The sequence below is a fragment of the Rhizobium sp. BK538 genome (genome assembly GCF_014197575.1).
In the GTDB taxonomy this organism is placed as follows: Bacteria; Pseudomonadota; Alphaproteobacteria; order Rhizobiales; family Rhizobiaceae; genus Rhizobium.
Genome location: NZ_JACIFT010000002.1, coordinates 346783 through 367561, shown reverse-complemented (window position 1 = coordinate 367561; position 20779 = coordinate 346783). Strand labels below are relative to the sequence as shown.

Below are 20779 nucleotides of genomic sequence, written 5' to 3'. Positions count from 1 at the left end.
CGGCGAAAGGGGACCCCCTTGCGGGGTCCCTTCACGGCGTGCCGTTTCCATCCCACCCGTCATCAACCCAGCCTGCAGGTAGCGACGGATCAGTCGCAGTCCGGATACCATCCAGGTCAAACGGTGCCCTCCCACGACGCGCCATGCCTCGCGCACAACGAAAAAAAGCGCCTGAGCATCAGGCGCCTTTTGCTGGAATATGAATGCTTAGGCTGCGTTCGAGGTCTGCTCCTCATTGAGGAACGCATAGATCGCCGAAGCGGAGTCGGTCGCACGCAGCTTGGCGACGAGATCATGATCGCGCAGCACGCGGGCGATGCGCGACAGAGCCTTGAGGTGATCGGCGCCCGCGCCTTCGGGCGCCAGCAGCAGAAACACCAGATCCACGGGCTGATCGTCCAGAGCCTCAAAATCCACCGGCTGATCGAGACGTGCGAAGATGCCGACGATGGAGTGGACGCTTGCGAGCTTGCCGTGCGGGATGGCGATGCCGTTTCCGACGCCGGTCGAGCCGAGGCGCTCGCGCTGCAGGACAACATCGAAAATTTCCCGCTCCGAAAGCCCTGTGACTTTTGACGCCTTTGCAGCCAATTCCTGGAGGAGCTGTTTCTTGGAATTTACCCTGAGGGCGGGAATGATCGCATTTTGCTGCAGCAAATCTGCCAATGCCATTTTATTTTCCTTCTGCGCCAAGAAAGGGAGAGCGGCAGCCTAACTGCCGCCCTTCGCCCCGATCTCAGCTTTTGATGCTGGCTGCATCGATCCAGCCAATGTTACCGTCGTGCCGACGATAAACGATGTTTAGTTGTTCCTTGCCGGGGCTGCGAAAAAGCAGCAGCGGCTCGTCCGTCATGTCGAGCGCCATCACGGCGGTCGCTACGGACATTGTTTTCAGTTGCTTGGTGCTTTCGGCGACAATCGCCGGCGCGAAATCATCCGGAATCTCGTCGTCGTGGTCCGACATCCCACCCATCACGGTATACGCGACTTCCGCAGAACCATTCTGGTGATTTCCGGAGTGGTGATCCTTCAGTTTGCGCTTGTAGCGGCGAAGACGCTTCTCAATCCGTTCGGACGCTGCATCGAAGGCCAGCTGCGGATCCATCGCCTCCCCGGCGGCATGCAATACAACTCCGCTATCGAGATGAAGCTTGCAGTCGGCGGAAAACCGGGCGTTGGCCTTCTGCACGATCACTTGACCGGAATACCCTCCGTCGAAGTATTTCGTGACGGCGACACCGATTTGGTCCTCGATCCGCTGACGGAACGAGTCACCAATTTCCATATGTTTACCGGATACACGCACACTCATGGAGTTTCCCTTCTTATGATGGTTTGCGAGTACCAGTCTACGCCAAGGCTCACCCTCATCCAAGCACTTCGCGCGACCCCAAGCAAGATCGGCCGAAGTTCCCGGCTTCAGGCGCCCTGAGGATGATGGGGATAACTTCCAACGCTGTCCACAGCGCCAATTGCGGCGCGCTTCTAGCCAGAAGTTACCAAAATGTCAACAGACACATGCATTAGAACGTTGGAATACACGCGGTGGTCGCCTCAGGCAACAGTCAAAAGCCGGCGACCTTCGCCAAAGCCCGCTTCTCCCGCCTGCGCTGGACGGACGAAGCAATACTCATCGCCTCGCGATACTTGGCCACTGTACGGCGGGCAAGGTCGACGCCGCCTTGCTTCAGGATACCGACGATATCGTCATCAGAAAGCACGGCATCCGGGCTTTCCTGCAAGATCAGCGTCCGGATCTTGTGGCGCACGGCCTCGGCCGAATGGCTGTCACCGCCCTCGACGGCACTGATCGAGACGCTGAAGAAATACTTGAGCTCGAAGAGCCCCCGCGGTGTCAGCATGTACTTGTTTGACGTCACGCGGCTGACGGTGGATTCGTGCATCTTGATGGCGTCGGCTACCGTCTTAAGGTTGAGCGGCCGCAGGTGATCAACACCATGCATCAGGAAGGCATCCTGCTGTCGAACGATCTCGCTTGCGACCTTCATGATCGTCTTGGCCCGCTGGTCGAGGCTCCGGGTCAGCCAATTGGCGGTCTGCAGGCATTCCGACAGAAAGGCGTGATCGTCACCACTCTTCGTGACTTTGGAAAAATACGTTTGATTGACCAGAACGCGCGGCAGCGTGTCCGGATTGAGCTCCACCAGCCAGCCGCCATCGGAGCCCGCGCGCACGACGACGTCGGGCATGATCGCCTCCGACATTCCGGCTTCGAAGCCGGCGCCCGGCTTCGGATTGAGCTGGCGGATCTCGCCCAGCATATCGAGCAGATCTTCTTCGTCCACGCCGCAAAGCCGCTTCAGCGTCGCGAAGTCGCGCCGAGCCAGAAACTCGAGATTGCAGACCAACGCCTGCATCGCGGGGTCAAAGCGGTCCTTCTGCCGAAGCTGGATCGCCAGGCATTCGGCCAGGTTGCGGGCGAAAACACCGGGCGGATCGAGCGTATGCAAGGCGGCGATCACGCGCTCGACATCGTCAACGCTCGCGCCCAGCCTATCGGCAGCTTCCGTCGCATCGCCCTGGAGATAGCCTGCCTCGTCCAGCTGATCGACGAGGTACTGGGCGATCAGGCGATCGGACATGTCGGGCAGGATAAAGGGCAATTGTTGGGCAAGGTGATCGCGCAGCGAGATCTGACCGGCGACGAAATCATCAAGATCGTAGCTCTCTGCCCCTTCGCCGTTGCCGGGCATCGACTTCCACTGGCTGATCAGCTCGGGAGCATCGGCACGCTGCGGGGCGCCATCATCGGGAAAGACGTTCGCATAGTTGGCGTCGAGCTCATCATTGAGGCGGCTTGCACCGGCGCCGTTGCCACTCTCGTACCAGTCGCCCGACAAAACCTCGGTGCGGCTGTCGTAACCGTCATCGGAGGACTCTTCCGCTTGATGTGGATAGGCCTCGTCTTCCGCTCCACTGCGCTCGGTGCCTACGTCCGCATCATTTGACGGAAGCTCCAGCAGTGGGTTCTTTTCGACTTCCTGGGCAATGAACTGCGTCAGCTCGAAATGCGTCATCTGCAGCAACTGAATGGACTGCATCAGTTGCGGTGTCATGACCAGCGACTGGTTCTGGCGCAGGAAAAGATTGGCCGACAGTGCCATAGCGGACGCGAAACTCCCGTTCGTCTCCTCCGGGAAACCGCGTCCTGTCACGGGCTCAGGCCACGGAAATCCAAGTTGGCCCAAAAATTGCTTTTTTATTCTATTTGGTCAAGCGGAACTGTCACAGAAGGTGAATTTCCGCGGCGCCGGAGCGCGTCAAAGGCTGAAATTGTCGCCCAGGTACAGGCGGCGCACTTCCGGATTGTTGACGATGTCGTTGGCACGACCATGCGTCAGGACTTCGCCGGCATGGATGATATAAGCGCGGTCGATCAGCCCCAGCGTCTCGCGCACATTGTGGTCGGTGATCAGCACGCCGATACCGCGCGCCGTCAGATGATGAACGAGATGCTGGATGTCGGCGACGGAGATCGGATCGACGCCCGCGAACGGCTCGTCGAGGAGCATGAAGGTAGGATCGGTCGCCAGCGCGCGGGCGATCTCGAGGCGGCGACGCTCGCCGCCGGAAAGCGATACGGCCGCGCTCTTGCGCAGCTTACGAATGTGAAACTCATCGAGCAACTCGTCGAGCTTCTTTTCGCGCGCAGCCTTGTCGTTGATATGCACTTCCAGAACGGCGCGAATATTCTCTTCGACGGTCAATCCCCGGAAGATCGACGCTTCCTGCGGCAGGTAGCCGACGCCCAGCCGTGAGCGGCGATACATCGGCATCGTCGTAACCTCATTGCCGTCGATCTCGATCGTGCCCTCGTCAACGGGCACAAGCCCGGTGATCATATAGAAGCAGGTCGTCTTGCCGGCGCCGTTCGGACCCAGCAGGCCAACGGCCTCGCCGCGTCGAACGACCAGCGACACGCCGTTCACGACACGCCGGGTGCTATAGGTCTTGGTCAGACCGCGCGCAATCAGCGTGCCCTGGTAACGGCTCTTGTCACCGGCGGGGGTCTCTGCAGCCACTTGGTGCCCGGACCTGCCGAACATGGTCGATAACGAGAATAAGTTCACGTGGTAAGGCCGGGGTCAGTTCTGTTTCTGTGACTTCGGATCAAGCTGAATCTGGACGCGCCCCCCGCAGCTGTCCAACTGTGCCTGTCCCGTCTCCATGTGCACCGTCAACTGGCAACCCGTGAATACGTTCGGTCCATCGGTAAGGATCACCTTATCGCCCTTGAGGATGAAAAGTTGCTTGGTCATGTCGAAGGAACCATTATCGGCCGTGGCTGTCTGCGTGCCTGAGTTCAGGAACACCTTGTCCGTCACGATGATGTGATCGATATCGGCGTTGCCCGATGAAATCGAGGCCGAAGCGGCCTTGGCGCCATCCGCCGGGGCCGCATTCGCGTCGCCGCCCTTCGGCTTGTAATAGACCGTCATATGTCCGGCCTGCAGTGTCGTCTTACCCTGCACCACCTTCACATTGCCCGTGAAATCGGCCGTGTGCTCCTGATCGTGGATCTCCAGCTTGTCGCTCTCGATCTGGATCGGCTCGTCACTGTTCAGCTTCAAACCGTCCATCTGGCTGGTCGTTGCCTGCGCCAGGGCGCCCCCGGCCAACAGCAGCAGCGCCACCGCGCCACTGAGAAATACTGCTCCCGCCTTGCGGGTAGAAATGCGACAATCGTTTGTCATGGTGACCCGGCTGTTAAGTGCCCTGTTTGTGAATAGCGGACGGATCGACATTCATGCGTACATTCCCCTCGAATGTGATCGTCTGCCCCTTATCCGTCATCTTGATCGAGCGTGCAACAATAGACGCGCCATCTTTCTGAATACTTACGGGATCCTCGCTCGTGAGCTTCCCGCCCTTAATGTCGACCTTGGCGCTCTGGAAGTTGGCTGTCAGCCCGTTGCTCAAAAGGATGGCAAAGGGTGATTTGACATCGAGATTATCGGTCGAACGGTCGTAATCTGCAGCCGTCGCTTCGACGCGGGCAATGAGATCGTCCTTCATCGGTACCGCAGCCTTGATGTTCTCCAGCGTCATCAGGTTGGGATTCTTGATATCCTGAAGCGCCCGTTCGGCCAGCATCGAATAGTTGACCCCATTCGAATTGCGGCCGGAGATTGCGGGCTTCTCCATCACCACCTTGCCGTTCTCGATCTTTGCACCCTCGATCTTGATGTTCTCCGGCAGATAGGTGCGGACCACGGAAACACCAATAAAGACCAACGACACCACAACGGCAGCGATCGGAAGGATGATCTTCAGGCGGCGCACGCGCGCGGAATGGAAGCGCGCAGCACCATAGGCGCTTCGCTCCGGCTTCACATAGTCAGCCTTTCCGCTGGTGTTCAAAGTGTTGAGCATAAACAAGGTCCGTGTCGGTGATCAGGCGACGTATATAGGCATTGTCGCGCTCGATCACAGTTCGTTTCGCATTATTACACTGACTTGCCAATATGGATTTTTTTCTGCAACAAGCAAGAAAGGCGCCGACGCGTGGTAAATCAACGTGTCCGAACGGCGCTCGGGCCCTAGATTTACGGGATTGCGCGTGCTCGCCGCCCCTGGAGGAATGAATGGACAGTTCGATGATCGCCGATCGCCGCAGGCTTCGCCGAAAGGTCGGTTTCTGGCGCGTCGTTGCGGTATTGTTGCTTGTAGCACTGGGTTTTGCCGCCTATCGGGCATTCGTCGGCGACATCGCAACCCGCCGGCCACACGTCGCCCATGTGACCATTTCCGGGCTGATCACCGATGATAACGAACTCCTGGAGCGGCTGAAGAAGATTGAAAAGAACGACGCGGTGAAGGCCGTCGTCGTCTCGATTTCCTCGCCCGGCGGCACCACTTATGGCGGCGAGCGGGTCTTCAAGGCAATCCGCGCCGTTGCCGCCAAGAAGCCTGTCGTATCCGACGTGCGCACACTGGCTGCTTCCGCCGGCTATATGATCGCGACCGCCGGCGACATGATTATTGCGGGAGACAGTTCGATCACCGGTTCGATCGGGGTGATCTTCCAATATCCGCAGGTTAAGCCGCTGCTCGACAAGATCGGCGTTTCGCTGGAAGAAATCAAATCGTCACCGTTGAAGGCCGAACCCTCGCCATTCCATCCGGCAAGCGAAGAGGCCAAGGCGATGATTAACAACATGATCATCGATAGCTATGGCTGGTTCGTCGATCTCGTCGCCGAGCGGCGCAAACTGCCACGCGACGAGGTGCAGAAGCTCGCGGACGGCACGATTTTCACCGGCCGTCAGGCGCTCAAGGCAAAGCTGATCGATCAGATTGGCGGGGATGACGAGATCAGGGCCTATCTTGAGACACGCAAGGTCAGCAAGAGCCTGCCTGAGGTCGATTGGGACAAGAAGAGCAGCACACCCTTCCTGCTCGCAGACAGCGCGTCTCGGATCCTGGCGCTGCTTGGCTACGACGATCTTGCCAAGGCTCGCGATCTCGGCGGAATCCTGCCTCAAAAGTTGCTCCTTGACGGGCTCCTTTCAGTTTGGCAGGTTGGCCATGACTGATAAGAAATCAATAATTTAAGGGGGCGAAAGTGATCAAGTCCGAACTGGTGCAGATAGTTGCAGCCCGCAACCCCCATCTTTACCATCGCGACGTCGAGAATATCGTCAACGCGGTGCTCGATGAGATCACCGACGCGCTCGCCGCGGGTAACCGCGTCGAGCTGCGCGGATTCGGTGCGTTCTCGGTAAAAAATCGCCCGTCCCGCTCCGGCCGCAACCCGCGCACCGGTGATACCGTTTTCGTCGAGGAGAAGTGGGTTCCCTTCTTCAAAACCGGCAAGGAGCTTCGCGAGCGCCTCAATCCGGGACAGGCCGACGAAGAGGATTGATCCCTCTTAGACATGGCTGCTATATGGCTGCCTGCGGCAACCCCGCACTTGAACTTGGCTCTCGGCCCACTATCCTGCTGATCAGAGCAAAGCGCCGCGCCAAAGACGGCGCGCGTTGAAATACGGAGGCCGAGCATGGCGAAAAAGATCACTAACCTATTGATTTTTCTGCCATTTGGAATCATTCTGATCGTCTTTTGCGTCGCCAACAGACAGGTCGTGACACTCGCCTTCAATCCCTTCCTGCCGGAAGACCGAGTTCTCTCGCTGTCGGCGCCATTCTTCGTGTTCATCTTCATCGCGCTGATCATCGGCATCGTCGTCGGCTCGGCGGCCACCTGGCTGAACCAGGGCAAATACCGCAAGCGTGCTCGCACCGAGGCCAAGGAAGCCGTTCGCTGGCAGGCAGAGGCGGATCGCCACAAAAACCGCGCCGAGGAAATTGTCGGGCAGCTGCCGTCGCGGTGACGCGCTCGACAGGGCCGAAGGCTAGAGCGCAGGCTGAAATTCCGGGGCGCAAACACTTGCAGCCGCAGACCCACCTCCATAGCTATATAAAATAGGCCCCACTGCACATCTGCCAGGCACAGTCGTTTCGCGACACACGCGCCGCGCCTTGCGAGGATGAGACTATGAATATCGACGAAGTCCTGCGGTCAGTTGTGGCCGTTCGCTCCTCAATTCCGGAAGATGCCTTTACCGCCGGCACGCTCGGCACACGCCGGGAAGGCAGCGGCGTCGTCATCAGGGAGCCCGGACTGGTCCTCACCATCGGCTACCTGATCACCGAGGCCGAGGAAGTGTGGCTGACCGCGCTTGACGGGCGTGTCATCGCAGCCCATCCGCTCGCCTATGACCAAGAGACCGGGTTCGGGCTGCTTCAGGCGCTGGGCGATCTCGGCCTGCCGGCATTGGAATTCGGCGATGGCACCGGAGCCAGCCTCGGCGACCCCGTTGTGCTGGCGGACGGCATCGGCCAGTTCGTGGAAGCCAGGATTGTGGCAAAGCAGGAGTTCGCCGGCTATTGGGAATATCTGCTTGAGGAGGCGATCTTCACGACACCCGCGCATCCCTCCTGGGGAGGCGCGGCACTCATTGACGCCGAGGGCAAATTGCTTGGGATCGGTTCATTGCGCCTGCAGATGAGCCAGAACGACGAGGTCGCCGATATCAACATGATCGTGCCGATCAACCTGCTTCCGCCAATTCTCGACGATCTGATGACCCGCGGCCGCGTGAACAAGCCGCCGCGGCCATGGCTCGGAGCCTTCTCCGCGGAAAGCAATGGCGATGTTGTCGTGATGAGCGTGGCCGAGGGAAGCCCGGCGGCTGACGCCGGCTTGCGGCGGGGCGACATCATTTCCGAGATCCGCGATGGCGAAGTTGATGGACTCGCCGATTTCTATCGCAAAGTCTGGAGCAGCGGACCCGCGGGCGCGGAAATCCCAATGCGAGTTCTGCGCGATGGCCGCGAGGCGTGGCTGCGCATCAGGTCCGCCGATCGCAACGCGTTCCTCAAGAAGCCGCAGTTGCAGTAGGGTCGGCGAATGCCGATTCTACGCGCCCGGATAAAAGCTCATCTCCTCGTAGTCGCCTTCCGCTGATGTGCCTGATCCCGTAACGACGAACCCCTTGGAACGATAGAAGGCCTTCGCGCGGCCGTTCTTCACCAAGCACTTCAATCGATACCTGTTGTGCGGCCAATCCGGCAGCGCCGTGAGCAGCGCGGCACCAGCACCCTGCCCCTGCCAGGATTTGCTGACATAGAGCATGTGAATGAAATCGTCCGGCGGCCATAGCGTCATGAAGCCTGCGGTCTCCCCATTCGGGGCCTCCGCAAGCCATAGATCTTCGCCTTGCGTGTGGGCTTGGAAATCTTCGTGGCGGAAGCTTGAGGGATCGACCCACACGAAGGTTTCACGACGTACGGCCAGATAAATGCTGGCCAGTGTTTCCAAGTCCGACTGGCGTGGCGATCTGATGGTCCACTTTACGGATTGCGGCTGCGTCTGAATGGAGAAATCTGTCAATTTGGACCCTTACTCTGCGGCCTTGGCGCTGACGGCAGCGTTGAAACTGGAAAAGAACTGCTGCGCCAGCTTCGTCGATGTCGAATCGATCAATCGCGCGCCTAGCTGCGCGATCTTGCCACCGACCTGGGCTTTTGCTTCGTACTGCAGGATTGTTTCGCCACCGTCGTCCTTCAGCACGACGTCGGCTCCGCCCTTGGCGAAACCGGCAATACCGCCTTTGCCCTCGCCCGAGATCGTATAGCTTTCCGGCGCCTTGATGTTGGATAGCAAGACCTCGCCGTTAAACGTTGCCGAAACCGGACCGATTTTGACCTTCACCACCGTTGTCAGCTCGGTCGGAGATTTCATCTCCAGGCTCTGACAGCCCGGAATGCACTGCTTCAATATCTCAGGGTCGTTGAGCGCTGCCCATACGACATCCCGGGGTGCGGTGATCCGTTCTTCGCCGGTCAAGTCCATCCGAAATCCTCCCATTTCGACCTGCCTCAATTTATCACAGCCGGAAAGCGCTTTGCCAAGGTGAAACGGAATGCTATTTGCACGAGCTCTATCGAATTGAATCACGCGGAAGATCACGTTGAGACAGAAAGAACGCCGGCCGGGCCAGAAATTCGCCGCCGGCCCCTCCGGCGGGCGCCGCGCCGACGATCGTGGCCAGCGACCGACAAAACCCGCTGCCAAGCCTGCGCCAGCGCGCGAAAAGGTGCGTGAACCGGCCTCGGTGCCGACGGCAATCGAGCGACCGCTGATGGAGCGCACCGGCGAGCGTCCGGCCGAACGCGTGCCCGTCATTCTCGAATCCCTTGGCGCAGGCGACTTTCATCTCATCGACAGCGGCAATGGCGAGAAGCTGGAGCAATACGGCCCCTACCGGATCGTACGCCCTGAAGGCCAGGCGCTGTGGCAGCCGTCCTTGCCAAAGCAGGCCTGGGAAAAGGTCGATGCCGTCTTCACCGGCGATACCGACGAGGAAGGCACCGGGCGCTGGCGCTTTCCCAAGGAAGCGCTCGGCGAGACCTGGCCACTCAACCTGCTCGGCGTAGACTTCCTCGGCCGCTTCACCTCCTTCCGGCATGTTGGCGTCTTTCCGGAGCAGATCGTCCACTGGACCTGGATGAAGCAGCAGGTCGAAGCCGCCGGACGACCGCTAAAGGTGCTGAACCTCTTCGGCTACACTGGCGTCGCCTCGCTGGTTGCGGCGGCAGCGGGCGCAGAGGTTACCCATGTCGATGCGTCGAAGAAGGCAATCGGCTGGGCGCGCGAAAACCAGGCGCTGAGCCGGCTGGAGAAGGCGCCGATCCGCTGGATCTGCGAAGACGCGATGAAGTTCATCCAGCGCGAAGAACGCCGCGGCAACAGCTACGACATCATCCTCACCGACCCGCCGAAATTCGGCCGTGGGCCGAATGGCGAAGTCTGGCATCTGTTCGAGCATTTGCCTGTCATGCTCGACATCTGCCGCGAAATCCTGTCGCCCAAGGCGGTCGGGCTGGTGCTGACCGCCTATTCGATCCGCGCCAGCTTCTATTCGATCCATGAGCTGATGCGCGAGACGATGCGCGGTGCCGGCGGCGTGGTCGAGTCAGGCGAGCTCGTCATTCGCGAGGCCGGGCTGGACGGCAAGGCGCCGGGACGCGCGCTCTCCACCTCCCTTTTCTCCCGCTGGGTGCCGAAATGAGCCATGAACACAAGGGCCACGGCCCGCATAAAGTCGGGCACGTGAAAGAGGTCACCTCACTCGCCAATCCCATCATCAAGGATATCAAGGCGCTCAGCGACAAGAAGACGCGCGAGCAGAGCGGCACCTTCATGGCTGAAGGGCTGAAGCTGGTGATCGATGCGATCGACCTCGGTTGGACGATCCGCACGCTGGTCTATGCGAAGGCTGCCAAAGGCAAGCCGCTGGTCGAGCAGATGGCTGCAAAGACTGTCGCTTCCGGGGGACTAGTGCTCGAGGTCAGCGAAAAGGTGATCTCGTCAATCACCCGCCGCGACAATCCGCAGATGGTCGTCGGCATCTTCGAAATCCGCTGGAAAGCATTGCGCGAGATCCACCCGAAGCGGGGTGAAACCTGGATCGCCCTCGATCGCGTCCGCGATCCCGGCAATCTCGGCACGATCATCCGCACCGCCGACGCCGCCGGCGCCTCCGGCGTCATCCTCGTCGGCGAGACGACCGATCCCTTCTCGCTCGAAACGGTGCGCGCCACCATGGGCTCGGTGTTTGCCGTTCCCGTTGCGCGTGCCACGCCTGAAGAATTCATTGTCTGGAAGAAGCACGCCGGCGTTTCCGTCGTCGCGACGCACCTCGCCGGGTCGGTCGATTACCGCACGATCGACTACAAGATGAAGCCGGTGGTGATCCTGATGGGCAACGAGCAATCCGGTCTGCCGGAGCATCTTGCCAAGGAAGCCGACGCGCTTGCCCGTATTCCGCAGCAGGGCCGCGCCGACTCGCTTAATCTTGCCGTCGCGAGCGCCGTCATGCTGTTCGAGGCACGCCGCCATCTCCTCTCACTCGACGAGGCCAAATGACCGAACAGACGCTAGAACGACGGACCCTGTTTGCCCGGCCCCTGCCGATCCTGATCTTCATCATCATCGCCGTCGTGCTCGACCAGATCGTCAAGATCGTCGTCGACCATACGCTGCCGCTGCAGGAGCCGGTGCATCTCATCCCGATGCTGGCCCTCTACCGGACCTACAACCTCGGAGTCGCCTTCTCGATGCTGTCGGGCATGAACGGCTGGTTTATCGTCGGCATGCGCCTGATCATCGTCGCTTTCGTCATCTGGCTCTGGAACCGCACCGACAAGCAACGCACCTTCGCCCATCTCGGTTATGCGCTGATCATTGCCGGCGCGCTCGGCAACCTGATCGATCGCTTCCTCTACGGCCACGTGATCGACTACATCCTGTTTCATACCAAGACATGGTCGTTCGCCGTCTTCAACCTGGCCGACAGTTTCATCACGATCGGCGCGGGATGCGTGATTCTAGACGAGCTGATACAACCTAAAAACGCAAACCGCTAAAATCTTAGCGGTTTGCTGAAGGCATTTAGAACCGCCGTTATGCTATCCCGGCACCATGCACGGTCTCGGTCAATTGCACGAAAGACTTGCCGCCGCGTTCCGGCGGCTTACCGCTCATCGCGACGGCGAGCGGATTTCGGACGCTGTTGCTTATCAAACCGAGGTCGTTTCTCCACCACTCCAACGTGAACGCGTGGGCCGCAAGCTGCTGTCATGGTGGTTGGGCGGCCTTGGAACTATTGCCGGCTCCGCCGTTGTCGTCGCGGCACAGGCGGGCGGTCCACTGCTGCTTTCGATCAGCCTCGGCGCCGCTGCGCTTTCCGCTATGGTCCTTCTCGCAATTCTTTCGACTGCCAGGCAGAGAACCGCGCGCAAGCACCCCACCTGCGTCTCATCCATATGGAGCCAGGGTGCGGCGCTCTTCGCCGATATCCATGATGCGCTTGGAGACATTACCGTCACGCGCAACATGGACCGGCGTATCGTCGGCGCCAACGAGGCGTTTCGCCGGCTGACCGGCAGGCTCAATCCAGAGGGACTGACCTGTGAGGAGATCGGGATCGCCTTTCGTCCCGGCCCGGCACCGCATCGCTTCGAAGTGGAGATCTCGACGCCCGAAGGCCAGCGTATCTACTTCTGGCGTGACGTCGTTACCCGCGACCCTGGCGATGGACGATTGCTGCTGCAGAGCATCGCCCGCGACGTGACCGAAGAGCGACTGACCGCGCAAGCCCGCGAGGAGGCCCGGCAGAAGGCCGAATACAACAGCGCTGCCAAGTCGCGCCTGCTTGCCACCGTCAGCCATGAAATCCGCACGCCGCTTTCAGGCATCCTCGGCATGACGCATCTGCTGACCGAAACCCGACTGACGCAGGAACAGCAGAACTATCTTACAGGCATCCGCCAATCCGGCTTTGCTTTAACGCAGCTCGTCGAGGACCTGCTCGACTTCTCGACCATCGAAGTCGGTCGCTTTCAACTGCGGCCGCGAGCCGAATCGCTGCGCAAGCTGCTCGAGAGCGTCGTCGAAATGCTCGCCCATCGCGCCCATGAAAAAGGTATCGAGATCGGCGCCACTGTTTCCTCCGACCTGCCCGAATTGATGAGCTTCGATCCAGCGCGCCTGCGTCAGGTGTTGTTCAACGTCATCGGCAACGCCGTGAAATTCACGCAGGCAGGCGGCGTTTTCGTGCGGGCATCGCTGCAGGGCAACGATGTGCTGATCAGCGTCACCGACACCGGGCCTGGCATGACCGAGGAGGAACAGAACCGCATCTTTGGTGAGTTCGAGCAGGGCGGAACGCCGATCGAGAAGAGCGCCGGGACAGGTCTCGGCCTCTCGATTTCCGCCCGCATCATGCGCGAGTTCGGCGGCTCGCTTACGGTCGCCAGCGAGAGAGGAACCGGCAGCGAGTTCAGCATCCGCTTTCCGATCGACATTCCAGAGGAAAGCCGCGGCCGCCGCAACGGCGTGCTTGCCGGCAGCGTCGTGCTGCTGCTGGCGCCTGCCGGCGCGGCACGCATGGCGATATCAGAGACGATCGCAACACTCGGCGGCGATTGTCACCTTGTCACCGACGGCGCGAGTGCACATGCGATGTTGCTTTCGATGGCCTCTCTCGGTCGCCGGCCAACCGACATCATCGTCGACCACCGCATGTCGGCGGAGTTTGCCGAGCACCTGGCCGACCGAGCCGAGATCGCGGCATTGGGACTGCGCAAGATCTTCTTGGTCAACCCGGAACAGCGAAACGCCCATGCACTCGACCTGTTCGACGCCTGGCTGATACGGCCGCTGCGAGAGCAATCGCTGATCGACGTGCTGCGTGGCCGAATGCGCGGCATGGAGAAGCGCGATGCGCTCAACGACAACCAGCCCGGGTTTAGCGTCTCCATCCCCGAAGCAGGAATCCAGAGCGGCTTGCGGATTCTGCTGGCGGAAGACGATCCAATCAACGCGATGCTCATCCGTGCCATGCTCGAAAAGGCCGGCCATGCCGTCGAGCACGTCGAACATTTCGAGATGCTTCTCGACCGTGCGCTGTCAGAGGGAAGCGTGCGCCCCGATATCGTCATCAGCGATCTTTCCATGCCCGGCGGCGACGGCATCGATATGCTTGGCCGGCTACGCGGCCATGAGCGCCGGCTTGATGTTCCGCCCGTCCCGATCATTGTGCTGACCGCCGACAAGCGCGACGAATCCCGTAGACAAGTCTTGCTGAATGGTGCAAACCGCGTCATGGTAAAGCCGGTTGACCCGATAAGGTTGCTGACGGAAGTCCAAGCTGTTGCTGCGCTTTCGGCCCGCCGCGCGGAAGCGCGGTAAGCCATCAAACAACCGGCACGCTTCTTGCCTGTGGCGGCTGTATGATGTCACTTTCCTGTCGCATATAAGTGTTTTATGGCGTGTCAAAAGCCGGCAACGGGAGAATCACCATGCCAGTAGACGCCCTCAACTGTGACGCCGTCGCCGAGATCCATCGGCCGTCTAGCACGCTTGCACCGAAGGAAGGCGATATTCTTGGCCGCATCGGCAGTCTTGAGACCCGCCTTGCCCGCACGGCCAGCGAGATCGATGCTGCCCAGGCCGTCCGCTTCCGCGTCTTCGTCGACGAAATGGGTGCACAGCTTTCGCCGGAGGCCATGCGCCGCAGGCGCGATTTCGATTCCTACGACGCATTCTGCGACCATCTGCTCGTGCTCGATCGCTCGATCGAGGGCGACAGCGAGGATCAGATCGTCGGCACCTATCGCCTGCTGCGACAGGAAGTCGCCATGGCGAATGGTGGCTTTTACTCGGCTTCGGAATTCGCGATCGACGAGCTGCTTGCCCGCCACCCGGATAAGCGGTTCATGGAGCTCGGCCGCTCCTGCGTGCTGCCCGACTACCGCACCAAGCGCACGGTCGAGCTTCTGTGGCAGGGCAACTGGGCCTATGCGCTGAAGCATGGCATGAGCGCCATGTTCGGCTGCGCCTCCTTCCCGGGCATCCACCCGGAAAGCCATGCTCTGGCGCTGTCCTTCCTGCATCACAACGTCGCCGCCAAGGACGAGTGGGCCGTCAGCGCCCTTCCGCACCTGGCACGCGACATGGATCTGATGCCGGTTGAAGCAGTCAACCCGAAGCGGGCGCTGATGGCCCTGCCGCCGTTGATCAAGGGATATCTCCGCCTCGGCGCCATGGTCGGCTCGACCGCCGTCGTCGACAAGGCCTTCAACACGACGGATGTTTTGATCGTTTTGCCGATTGCCAGCATTTCCGATCGCTACCTGAACTACTACGGCGCCGACGCCGGACGGTTCGCGAGCTGATTTTCCACCGATATAACGACGGAGCGGGAGAATGCCTCCCGCTCCGTTTCTATTTCACGATCCAGCGTAGGCCGCGATTGCGGCCATATTGACGATGTCGGAATCCTTCGCGCCCATCGAGGTGATCTGAACTGCCTTGTCGAGGCCGACGAGAATCGGACCGATGACGGTCGAGCCGCCAAGTTCCTGCAGCATCTTCGTGGAGATCGAGGCCGAGTGGAAGGCTGGCATGACCAGCACGTTGGCGGGTCCCGACAAACGGCAGAACGGGTATTGCTCCATCACCTTGCGATTCAGCGCCACGTCGGCCGCCATCTCGCCGTCATACTCGAAATCGACACGTCGCTTGTCGAGGATCTTCACAGCCTCGCGCACGCGCTCGGAGCGCTCACCCGAGGGATGGCCGAAGGTCGAATAAGCAAGCATCGCGACACGCGGCTGATAGCCCATGCGGCGTGCGAAGCCTGCGGCTTCCACAGCGATATCCGCCAGTTCCTCGGCATTCGGCATGTCGTGAACCGCCGTATCGGCGACGAAAACGGTGCGGCCGCGGCAGAGCGCGATGGATACACCGATGACGCGGTGGCCGGGCTTCATGTCGATGCAGCGGCGCACATCTTCGAGCGCCGTCGAATAGTTGCGCGTGATGCCGGTAACCATCCCGTCGGCGTCGCCCAGCGCCACCATGCATGCGGCGAAGTGGTTGCGGTCCTGATGGATCAGGCGCTGGGCATCGCGGTGCAGGTAACCTTTGCGCTGCAGACGCGCATAGAGGTAGTCGATATAGGCTTCGACACGGGTTGAAATGCGTGCATTGACGATTTCCAGTCCCGGCCGATTGAGATCGATGCCGGCGCGTTCGGCGGTCGCGTGAATCAGGTCCTCACGGCCAAGCAGGATCGCCGTACCGAGCTGCTGGTTGGCATAGGACATTGCCGCACGCATGACCTGCTCTTCTTCAGCCTCGGCAAAGACCACCCGTTTCGGACGGCGACGAACGCGCTCGTAGAGGCTCGCCAGCGTTGAGGCGATGGGATCGCGGCGGGCAGAAAGCTCGCGGGAATAGGCCGCCATGTCGGTAATCGGCTTGCGGGCGACGCCGCTATCAATTGCGGCCTGCGCCACGGCGACCGGGATCGCCGAAATTAGCCGCGGATCGAACGGCACCGGAATGATGTACTGCGCGCCGAAACGCGGACGGTTGCCCTGATAGGCGGCAACAACATCATCCGGCACGTCCTCGCGCGCGAGGTTTGCCAGCGCCTGCACGGCGGCGATCTTCATGGCGTCGTTGATAGTGGTGGCGCGAACGTCCAGCGCCCCTCGGAAGATATAGGGGAAGCCCAGGACGTTGTTGACCTGGTTCGGATAGTCGGACCGGCCGGTTGCCATGATGGCGTCGTCGCGGACGCGGGCGACCTCTTCCGGGGTGATCTCAGGATCGGGGTTGGCCATGGCGAAAATGATCGGGCGGTCGGCCATCGAGCGGATCATCTTGTCGGAGAAGGCGCCCTTCTGCGAGAGGCCGAAGACGACATCCGCGCCCTTCATCGCTTCCTCGAGCGTGCGCGCCTTGGTCTTGACCGCATGCGCCGACTTCCACTGATTCATGCCTTCGGTGCGGCCCTGGTAGATCACGCCCTTGGTGTCACAAAGGACGATATTTTCGGGCGCGAAGCCCATGGCCTTGATCAGCTCGACGCAGGCGATCGCTGCTGCACCCGCGCCGTTGCAGACGAGCTTCGTCGTCTTCAGGTCGCGACCGGTCAATTCCAGCGCGTTGATGAGACCGGCGGCGGCAATGATCGCCGTGCCGTGCTGGTCGTCGTGAAAGACCGGAATGTCCATCAGCTCGCGCAGGCGCTGCTCGATGATGAAACAGTCGGGCGCCTTGATGTCTTCAAGGTTGATGCCGCCGAACGAAGGCCCGAGAAAACGGACGCAGTTGATGAACTCGTCGACGTTCTCGGTGTCGACTTCCAGGTCGATGGAATCGACGTCGGCGAAGCGCTTGAAGAGCACCGATTTGCCCTCCATCACCGGCTTCGAGGCCAGCGCGCCGAGATTGCCAAGACCGAGGATTGCCGTACCGTTGGAGATCACCGCGACCATGTTGCCACGCGTCGTGTAGTCGTAGGCGGTAGCGGGATCGGCGGCGATTGCCTTCACTGGTACGGCAACGCCGGGCGAATAGGCGAGCGACAGATCGCGCTGCGTTGCCATCGGCTTCGTGGCGTTGATCTCCAGCTTTCCGGGCCGCCCCATGGCGTGGAACTCAAGGGCCTCGTTGTCGGTCACTGATGTAACCGGCCGCTGCTTCTTCTCGGTATCGGGCATTTTTCCTCCAACGTCTTGTGGGTGACGCCTTGCTCTTCCTCAATCGCGGTTGTCATCTATAGCGGCGGGCGGCTAGGGTTGGCACCTCTTTTTTGGAAAAAATGCATCTCCGTGAACGAACGAATAGACACTGGAATAGAAGCCTTTTCGGCTGCCGAGCTCGCCACGGAAGAAAGCCGTGCCTCGGCAACGCCGATGATGGAGCAATTCATCGAGATCAAGGCCAACAACCCTGACTCGCTGCTGTTCTATCGCATGGGCGATTTCTACGAACTGTTCTTCGAGGATGCGCTGGAAGCCTCCCGCGCGCTCGGCATCACGCTGACCAAGCGCGGCCAGCATATGGGGCAGGATATTCCAATGTGCGGCGTGCCGGTGCATGCGGCCGACGACTACCTGCAGAAGCTGATCGGGCTCGGCTTTCGTGTCGCCGTCTGCGAGCAGGTTGAAGATCCGGCCGAAGCCAAGAAGCGTGGCTCCAAATCGGTGGTGAAACGCGACGTCATCCGGCTTGTGACGCCGGGTACGATCACCGAGGAAAAGCTGCTTTCGCCGTCGGAATCGAACTATCTGATGGCGCTTACCCGGATTCGCGGCGCATCCGAGCCCGTGCTGGCACTTGCCTGGATCGACATCTCGACCGGGATTTTCCGGCTGGCCGAGACCGAAAGCTCGCGGCTGCTTGCCGATATCCTGCGCATCGATCCACGCGAACTGATCGTGCCGGACACGATCTTTCACGATCCCGAGCTGAAGCCGGTCTTCGATGTGCTCGGTCGCACGGCCGTTCCGCAGCCGGCTGTCCTGTTCGACAGCGCCACTGCCGAAGGGCGGATCGCACGTTATTTCAACGTTTCGACGCTCGATGGCTTCGGCACTTTCTCGCGCGCCGAGCTCGCCGCAGCAGCTGCAGCCGTGGCCTATGTCGAGAAGACGCAGATCGCCGAACGGCCGCCACTCGGGCGCCCGGAACGCGAGAGCGCCGCTTCAACGCTCTTCATCGATCCCGCGACCCGCGCCAATCTCGAACTTGCCCGCACGCTCTCCGGCGACCGCCATGGCTCGCTGTTAAAGGCAATCGACCGTACCGTAACCGGCGGCGGAGCGCGGCTGCTCGCCGAGCGGCTGATGTCGCCGCTGACCGACCCCGCGCGCATCAATGAGCGGCTGGATTCGATCGGCTTCCTGATGGAGGAGCCGTCGCTCTGTGGCGACCTGCGGCACCACCTCAAGCATGTACCCGATATGCCGCGTGCGCTCTCGCGCCTTGCGCTCGACCGCGGCGGGCCGCGCGACCTTGCCGCCATCCGACAGGGCTTGAGTGCTGCGGGCGATCTCGCCCGATTGCTGGCCGAAGCGCTGCTGCCGGAAGAGCTGAAGCTTGCGCTTTCGAGCCTCCAGGCCCTCCCCGCCGCTCTCGCAGCGCTGCTTTCCGAGACGCTTGGCGACGAGTTGCCGCTGCTGAAGCGCGACGGCGGCTTCCTGCGCGACGGCGCCAATGCCGAACTCGACGAGGTCCGGGCGCTACGCGACCAGTCGCGCCGCGTCATCGCCGGGCTGCAGCTGCAATATGCCGAGGAAACCGGCATCAAGTCGCTGAAGATAAAACACAACAATATCCTCGGCTACTTCATCGAGGTTACCGCCGGCAATGCCGGGCCGATGACCGATACGCCGGAGGCGAAAGGCCGTTTCATCCACCGCCAGACGATGGCAAACGCGATGCGGTTCACCACGACCGAGCTTGCCGACCTCGAAAGTCGGATTGCCAACGCCGCCGACAAGGCGCTTGCCATCGAACTCGCGGCCTTCGACCACATGACGGAAGCCGTCGTTGCCGAGGCGGAAGCAATCAAGGCAGGCGCCCGCGCTCTCGCCGTCATCGACGTCGCGGCGGGCCTCGCACTTCTTGCCGATGAACAGGCCTATTGCCGGCCGCTAGTCGATGCCTCGAAGAGGTTTGCAATCGAGGGCGGACGCCATCCGGTCGTCGAGCAGGCACTGCGGCGGCAATCGTCGGGCCCGTTCGTCGCCAACAATTGCGACCTGTCGCCGGTTGCCGACGGCAAGGATGGCGCGATCTGGCTGCTGACCGGTCCGAACATGGGCGGTAAATCGACCTTCCTGCGCCAGAACGCGCTGATCGCGATCCTCGCGCAGATGGGCTCCTTCGTGCCGGCGACGTCCGCCCATATCGGCATCGTCGACCGGCTGTTCTCGCGCGTCGGTGCCTCCGACGATCTCGCGCGCGGCCGCTCGACGTTCATGGTCGAAATGGTCGAGACGGCGGCGATTCTCAACCAGGCGACCGACCGCTCACTGGTCATTCTCGACGAAATCGGCCGCGGTACGGCCACCTTCGACGGCCTGTCGATCGCCTGGGCCGCTGTCGAGCACCTGCACGAGGCGAACCGCTGCCGTGGTCTCTTCGCGACCCACTTCCACGAACTGACCGTGCTGTCCGAAAAGCTTGCGCGGCTATCGAATGCGACGATGCGGGTGAAGGAATGGGACGGCGACGTGATCTTCCTGCACGAGGTCGGCCCCGGCGCTGCCGACCGCTCCTATGGCATCCAGGTCGCCCGACTTGCCGGCCTGCCGGCCTCTGTGGTGGGGCGCGCGCGTGACGTGCTGACGCGCCTCGAGGACGCCGATCGCAAGAACCCGGCAAGCCAGCTGATTGACGATCTACCGCTGTTTCAGGTGGCGGTGCGCCGCGAGGATGCCAACCGCGGCCCCTCGAAGGTGGAGGAAGCGCTGAAGGGCATGAGCCTCGACGACATGACCCCGCGCGAAGCGATGGACGCGCTTTACGAACTCAAGAAGAAGCTGAAGCGGGGCTAGCCGATGTTCATGGACCGGCTGTTCAACGAGACTCAGAGGCTTGCGGCGATCTTCAGCGCGATCGAAGCATTGCGACTTGCCGACGAGCGGGGCACTCCGCGCGGCTGGGCCTCGCCCTTTGGGTTGCTCCAGATCATCCGCTGCTGCGCCAGGATTCTGGAACTCTCCTCGTGCGTTGCCAAAGCCGGGTACCGCGAATGCGACCGCGAGACGCTGGAGGCGATCACCGGCGAGACCCGTCAGGTGCTCTATTCCGTACAGGCGCAGGTGGCAGCCTGATTGCCGCACGCGGGCGGTTTCGGGCATGGCAACACCTTTTCGCCAAAATTAAA

At 61.1% G+C, this 20779-nt stretch carries 20 protein-coding genes; 11 read left to right on the top strand and 9 right to left on the bottom strand.

Annotation, left to right across the window (positions count from 1 at the left end; all coding sequences use genetic code 11):
• Positions 1-207 precede the first annotated feature (207 nt).
• The 6 genes from ptsN to lptC all read right to left on the bottom strand — a co-directional run bounded on the left by ptsN (position 208) and on the right by lptC (position 5394).
• A complete protein-coding gene (ptsN, locus tag FHX09_RS04145) occupies positions 208-672 on the bottom strand; it encodes a PTS IIA-like nitrogen regulatory protein PtsN (RefSeq protein WP_007529605.1) in 465 nt (154 codons plus the stop codon).
• Between the two features lie 64 nt (positions 673-736).
• The gene (gene raiA, locus FHX09_RS04140) at positions 737-1312 is read right to left on the bottom strand and encodes a ribosome-associated translation inhibitor RaiA (protein ID WP_007787745.1); all 576 of its coding nucleotides are present in this window, start codon (positions 1310-1312) and stop codon (positions 737-739) included.
• A 253-nt stretch (positions 1313-1565) separates the two neighbouring features.
• A complete protein-coding gene (gene rpoN, locus FHX09_RS04135) occupies positions 1566-3125 on the bottom strand; it encodes an RNA polymerase factor sigma-54 (protein ID WP_132592015.1) in 1560 nt (519 codons plus the stop codon).
• A 156-nt stretch (positions 3126-3281) separates the two neighbouring features.
• Positions 3282-4067, bottom strand: coding sequence for an LPS export ABC transporter ATP-binding protein (gene lptB, locus FHX09_RS04130; RefSeq protein WP_132592013.1), 786 nt, complete (start codon positions 4065-4067; stop codon positions 3282-3284).
• A gap of 39 nt (positions 4068-4106) precedes the next feature.
• Complete coding sequence (locus tag FHX09_RS04125; protein ID WP_183721668.1) at positions 4107-4715, bottom strand: LptA/OstA family protein; 609 nt, start codon at positions 4713-4715, stop codon at positions 4107-4109.
• A 13-nt stretch (positions 4716-4728) separates the two neighbouring features.
• A complete protein-coding gene (gene lptC / locus FHX09_RS04120) occupies positions 4729-5394 on the bottom strand; it encodes an LPS export ABC transporter periplasmic protein LptC (protein WP_132592009.1) in 666 nt (221 codons plus the stop codon).
• 212 nt (positions 5395-5606) lie between these two features.
• Between lptC and sppA the strand changes: the two genes are divergently transcribed.
• The 4 genes from sppA (at position 5607) to FHX09_RS04100 (ending at position 8424) form a co-directional block, all read left to right on the top strand.
• Positions 5607-6557, top strand: a complete 951-nt coding sequence (gene sppA / locus FHX09_RS04115) for a signal peptide peptidase SppA (RefSeq protein ID WP_132592007.1) — start codon at positions 5607-5609, stop codon at positions 6555-6557.
• Between the two features lie 29 nt (positions 6558-6586).
• Positions 6587-6886, top strand: a complete 300-nt coding sequence (locus FHX09_RS04110; protein ID WP_003544934.1) for an integration host factor subunit beta — start codon at positions 6587-6589, stop codon at positions 6884-6886.
• 135 nt (positions 6887-7021) lie between these two features.
• The gene (locus FHX09_RS04105; protein WP_132592005.1) at positions 7022-7354 is read left to right on the top strand and encodes a DUF1049 domain-containing protein; all 333 of its coding nucleotides are present in this window, start codon (positions 7022-7024) and stop codon (positions 7352-7354) included.
• A 164-nt stretch (positions 7355-7518) separates the two neighbouring features.
• Positions 7519-8424 carry a S1C family serine protease gene (locus FHX09_RS04100; RefSeq protein ID WP_184449311.1) on the top strand — a complete coding sequence of 302 codons (906 nt, stop codon included), beginning with the start codon at positions 7519-7521 and terminating at the stop codon, positions 8422-8424.
• Positions 8425-8442: 18 nt separating this feature from the next.
• Here the strand turns inward: FHX09_RS04100 and FHX09_RS04095 are convergent, their stop codons facing one another.
• Together FHX09_RS04095 and FHX09_RS04090 are read right to left on the bottom strand one after the other, a co-directional pair.
• On the bottom strand, positions 8443-8916 hold the full coding sequence (locus FHX09_RS04095; RefSeq protein ID WP_007787753.1) for a GNAT family N-acetyltransferase: 474 nt from the start codon (positions 8914-8916) through the stop codon (positions 8443-8445).
• Between the two features lie 9 nt (positions 8917-8925).
• The gene (locus FHX09_RS04090; RefSeq protein WP_132592001.1) at positions 8926-9378 is read right to left on the bottom strand and encodes a carbon monoxide dehydrogenase subunit G; all 453 of its coding nucleotides are present in this window, start codon (positions 9376-9378) and stop codon (positions 8926-8928) included.
• Positions 9379-9496: 118 nt separating this feature from the next.
• Here FHX09_RS04090 and FHX09_RS04085 point away from each other — a divergent pair, with 118 nt between their 5' ends.
• From FHX09_RS04085 to FHX09_RS04065, 5 genes are all read left to right on the top strand, one after another.
• Positions 9497-10597 (top strand): class I SAM-dependent methyltransferase, encoded by a 1101-nt coding sequence (locus FHX09_RS04085; protein ID WP_132591999.1) that lies wholly within the window; start codon positions 9497-9499, stop codon positions 10595-10597.
• On the top strand, positions 10594-11454 hold the full coding sequence (locus FHX09_RS04080; RefSeq protein ID WP_184449309.1) for an RNA methyltransferase: 861 nt from the start codon (positions 10594-10596) through the stop codon (positions 11452-11454). Before FHX09_RS04085 ends, FHX09_RS04080 begins: the two co-directional genes overlap by 4 nt.
• Positions 11451-11954, top strand: a complete 504-nt coding sequence (gene lspA, locus FHX09_RS04075) for a signal peptidase II (protein WP_183721672.1) — start codon at positions 11451-11453, stop codon at positions 11952-11954. The genes FHX09_RS04080 and lspA overlap by 4 nt, the downstream gene beginning before the upstream one ends.
• 55 nt (positions 11955-12009) lie before the next feature.
• Entirely contained in the window at positions 12010-14280 is a 2271-nt protein-coding gene (locus FHX09_RS04070; protein WP_183721674.1) for an ATP-binding protein, read from the top strand.
• Positions 14281-14390: 110 nt separating this feature from the next.
• Positions 14391-15266: a GNAT family N-acetyltransferase gene (locus FHX09_RS04065; protein ID WP_007787759.1), complete on the top strand. Its 876-nt coding sequence runs from the start codon at positions 14391-14393 to the stop codon at positions 15264-15266.
• Between the two features lie 54 nt (positions 15267-15320).
• Here the strand turns inward: FHX09_RS04065 and FHX09_RS04060 are convergent, their stop codons facing one another.
• The gene (locus FHX09_RS04060) at positions 15321-17603 is read right to left on the bottom strand and encodes an NADP-dependent malic enzyme (protein WP_132591991.1); all 2283 of its coding nucleotides are present in this window, start codon (positions 17601-17603) and stop codon (positions 15321-15323) included.
• Positions 17604-17714: 111 nt separating this feature from the next.
• On the opposite strand from FHX09_RS04060, the gene mutS reads away from it, so the two are divergent.
• Both mutS and FHX09_RS04050 read left to right on the top strand, forming a co-directional pair.
• Complete coding sequence (gene mutS / locus FHX09_RS04055; protein ID WP_132591989.1) at positions 17715-20447, top strand: DNA mismatch repair protein MutS; 2733 nt, start codon at positions 17715-17717, stop codon at positions 20445-20447.
• A 3-nt stretch (positions 20448-20450) separates the two neighbouring features.
• Positions 20451-20726: a hypothetical protein gene (locus FHX09_RS04050; protein WP_007787762.1), complete on the top strand. Its 276-nt coding sequence runs from the start codon at positions 20451-20453 to the stop codon at positions 20724-20726.
• Positions 20727-20779: the final 53 nt, after the last annotated feature.

Coding starts and splice junctions, on each gene's coding strand:
- ptsN (WP_007529605.1), bottom strand. CDS start 672: ATGGCATTGGCAGATTTGCTGCAGCAAAATGCGATCATTCCCGCCCTC.
- raiA (WP_007787745.1), bottom strand. CDS start 1,312: ATGAGTGTGCGTGTATCCGGTAAACATATGGAAATTGGTGACTCGTTC.
- rpoN (WP_132592015.1), bottom strand. CDS start 3,125: ATGGCACTGTCGGCCAATCTTTTCCTGCGCCAGAACCAGTCGCTGGTC.
- lptB (WP_132592013.1), bottom strand. CDS start 4,067: ATGTTCGGCAGGTCCGGGCACCAAGTGGCTGCAGAGACCCCCGCCGGT.
- FHX09_RS04125 (WP_183721668.1), bottom strand. CDS start 4,715: ATGACAAACGATTGTCGCATTTCTACCCGCAAGGCGGGAGCAGTATTT.
- lptC (WP_132592009.1), bottom strand. CDS start 5,394: ATGCTCAACACTTTGAACACCAGCGGAAAGGCTGACTATGTGAAGCCG.
- sppA (WP_132592007.1), top strand. CDS start 5,607: ATGGACAGTTCGATGATCGCCGATCGCCGCAGGCTTCGCCGAAAGGTC.
- FHX09_RS04105 (WP_132592005.1), top strand. CDS start 7,022: ATGGCGAAAAAGATCACTAACCTATTGATTTTTCTGCCATTTGGAATC.
- FHX09_RS04100 (WP_184449311.1), top strand. CDS start 7,519: ATGAATATCGACGAAGTCCTGCGGTCAGTTGTGGCCGTTCGCTCCTCA.
- FHX09_RS04090 (WP_132592001.1), bottom strand. CDS start 9,378: ATGGACTTGACCGGCGAAGAACGGATCACCGCACCCCGGGATGTCGTA.
- FHX09_RS04080 (WP_184449309.1), top strand. CDS start 10,594: ATGAGCCATGAACACAAGGGCCACGGCCCGCATAAAGTCGGGCACGTG.
- lspA (WP_183721672.1), top strand. CDS start 11,451: ATGACCGAACAGACGCTAGAACGACGGACCCTGTTTGCCCGGCCCCTG.
- FHX09_RS04070 (WP_183721674.1), top strand. CDS start 12,010: ATGCACGGTCTCGGTCAATTGCACGAAAGACTTGCCGCCGCGTTCCGG.
- FHX09_RS04065 (WP_007787759.1), top strand. CDS start 14,391: ATGCCAGTAGACGCCCTCAACTGTGACGCCGTCGCCGAGATCCATCGG.
- FHX09_RS04060 (WP_132591991.1), bottom strand. CDS start 17,603: ATGCCCGATACCGAGAAGAAGCAGCGGCCGGTTACATCAGTGACCGAC.
- FHX09_RS04050 (WP_007787762.1), top strand. CDS start 20,451: ATGTTCATGGACCGGCTGTTCAACGAGACTCAGAGGCTTGCGGCGATC.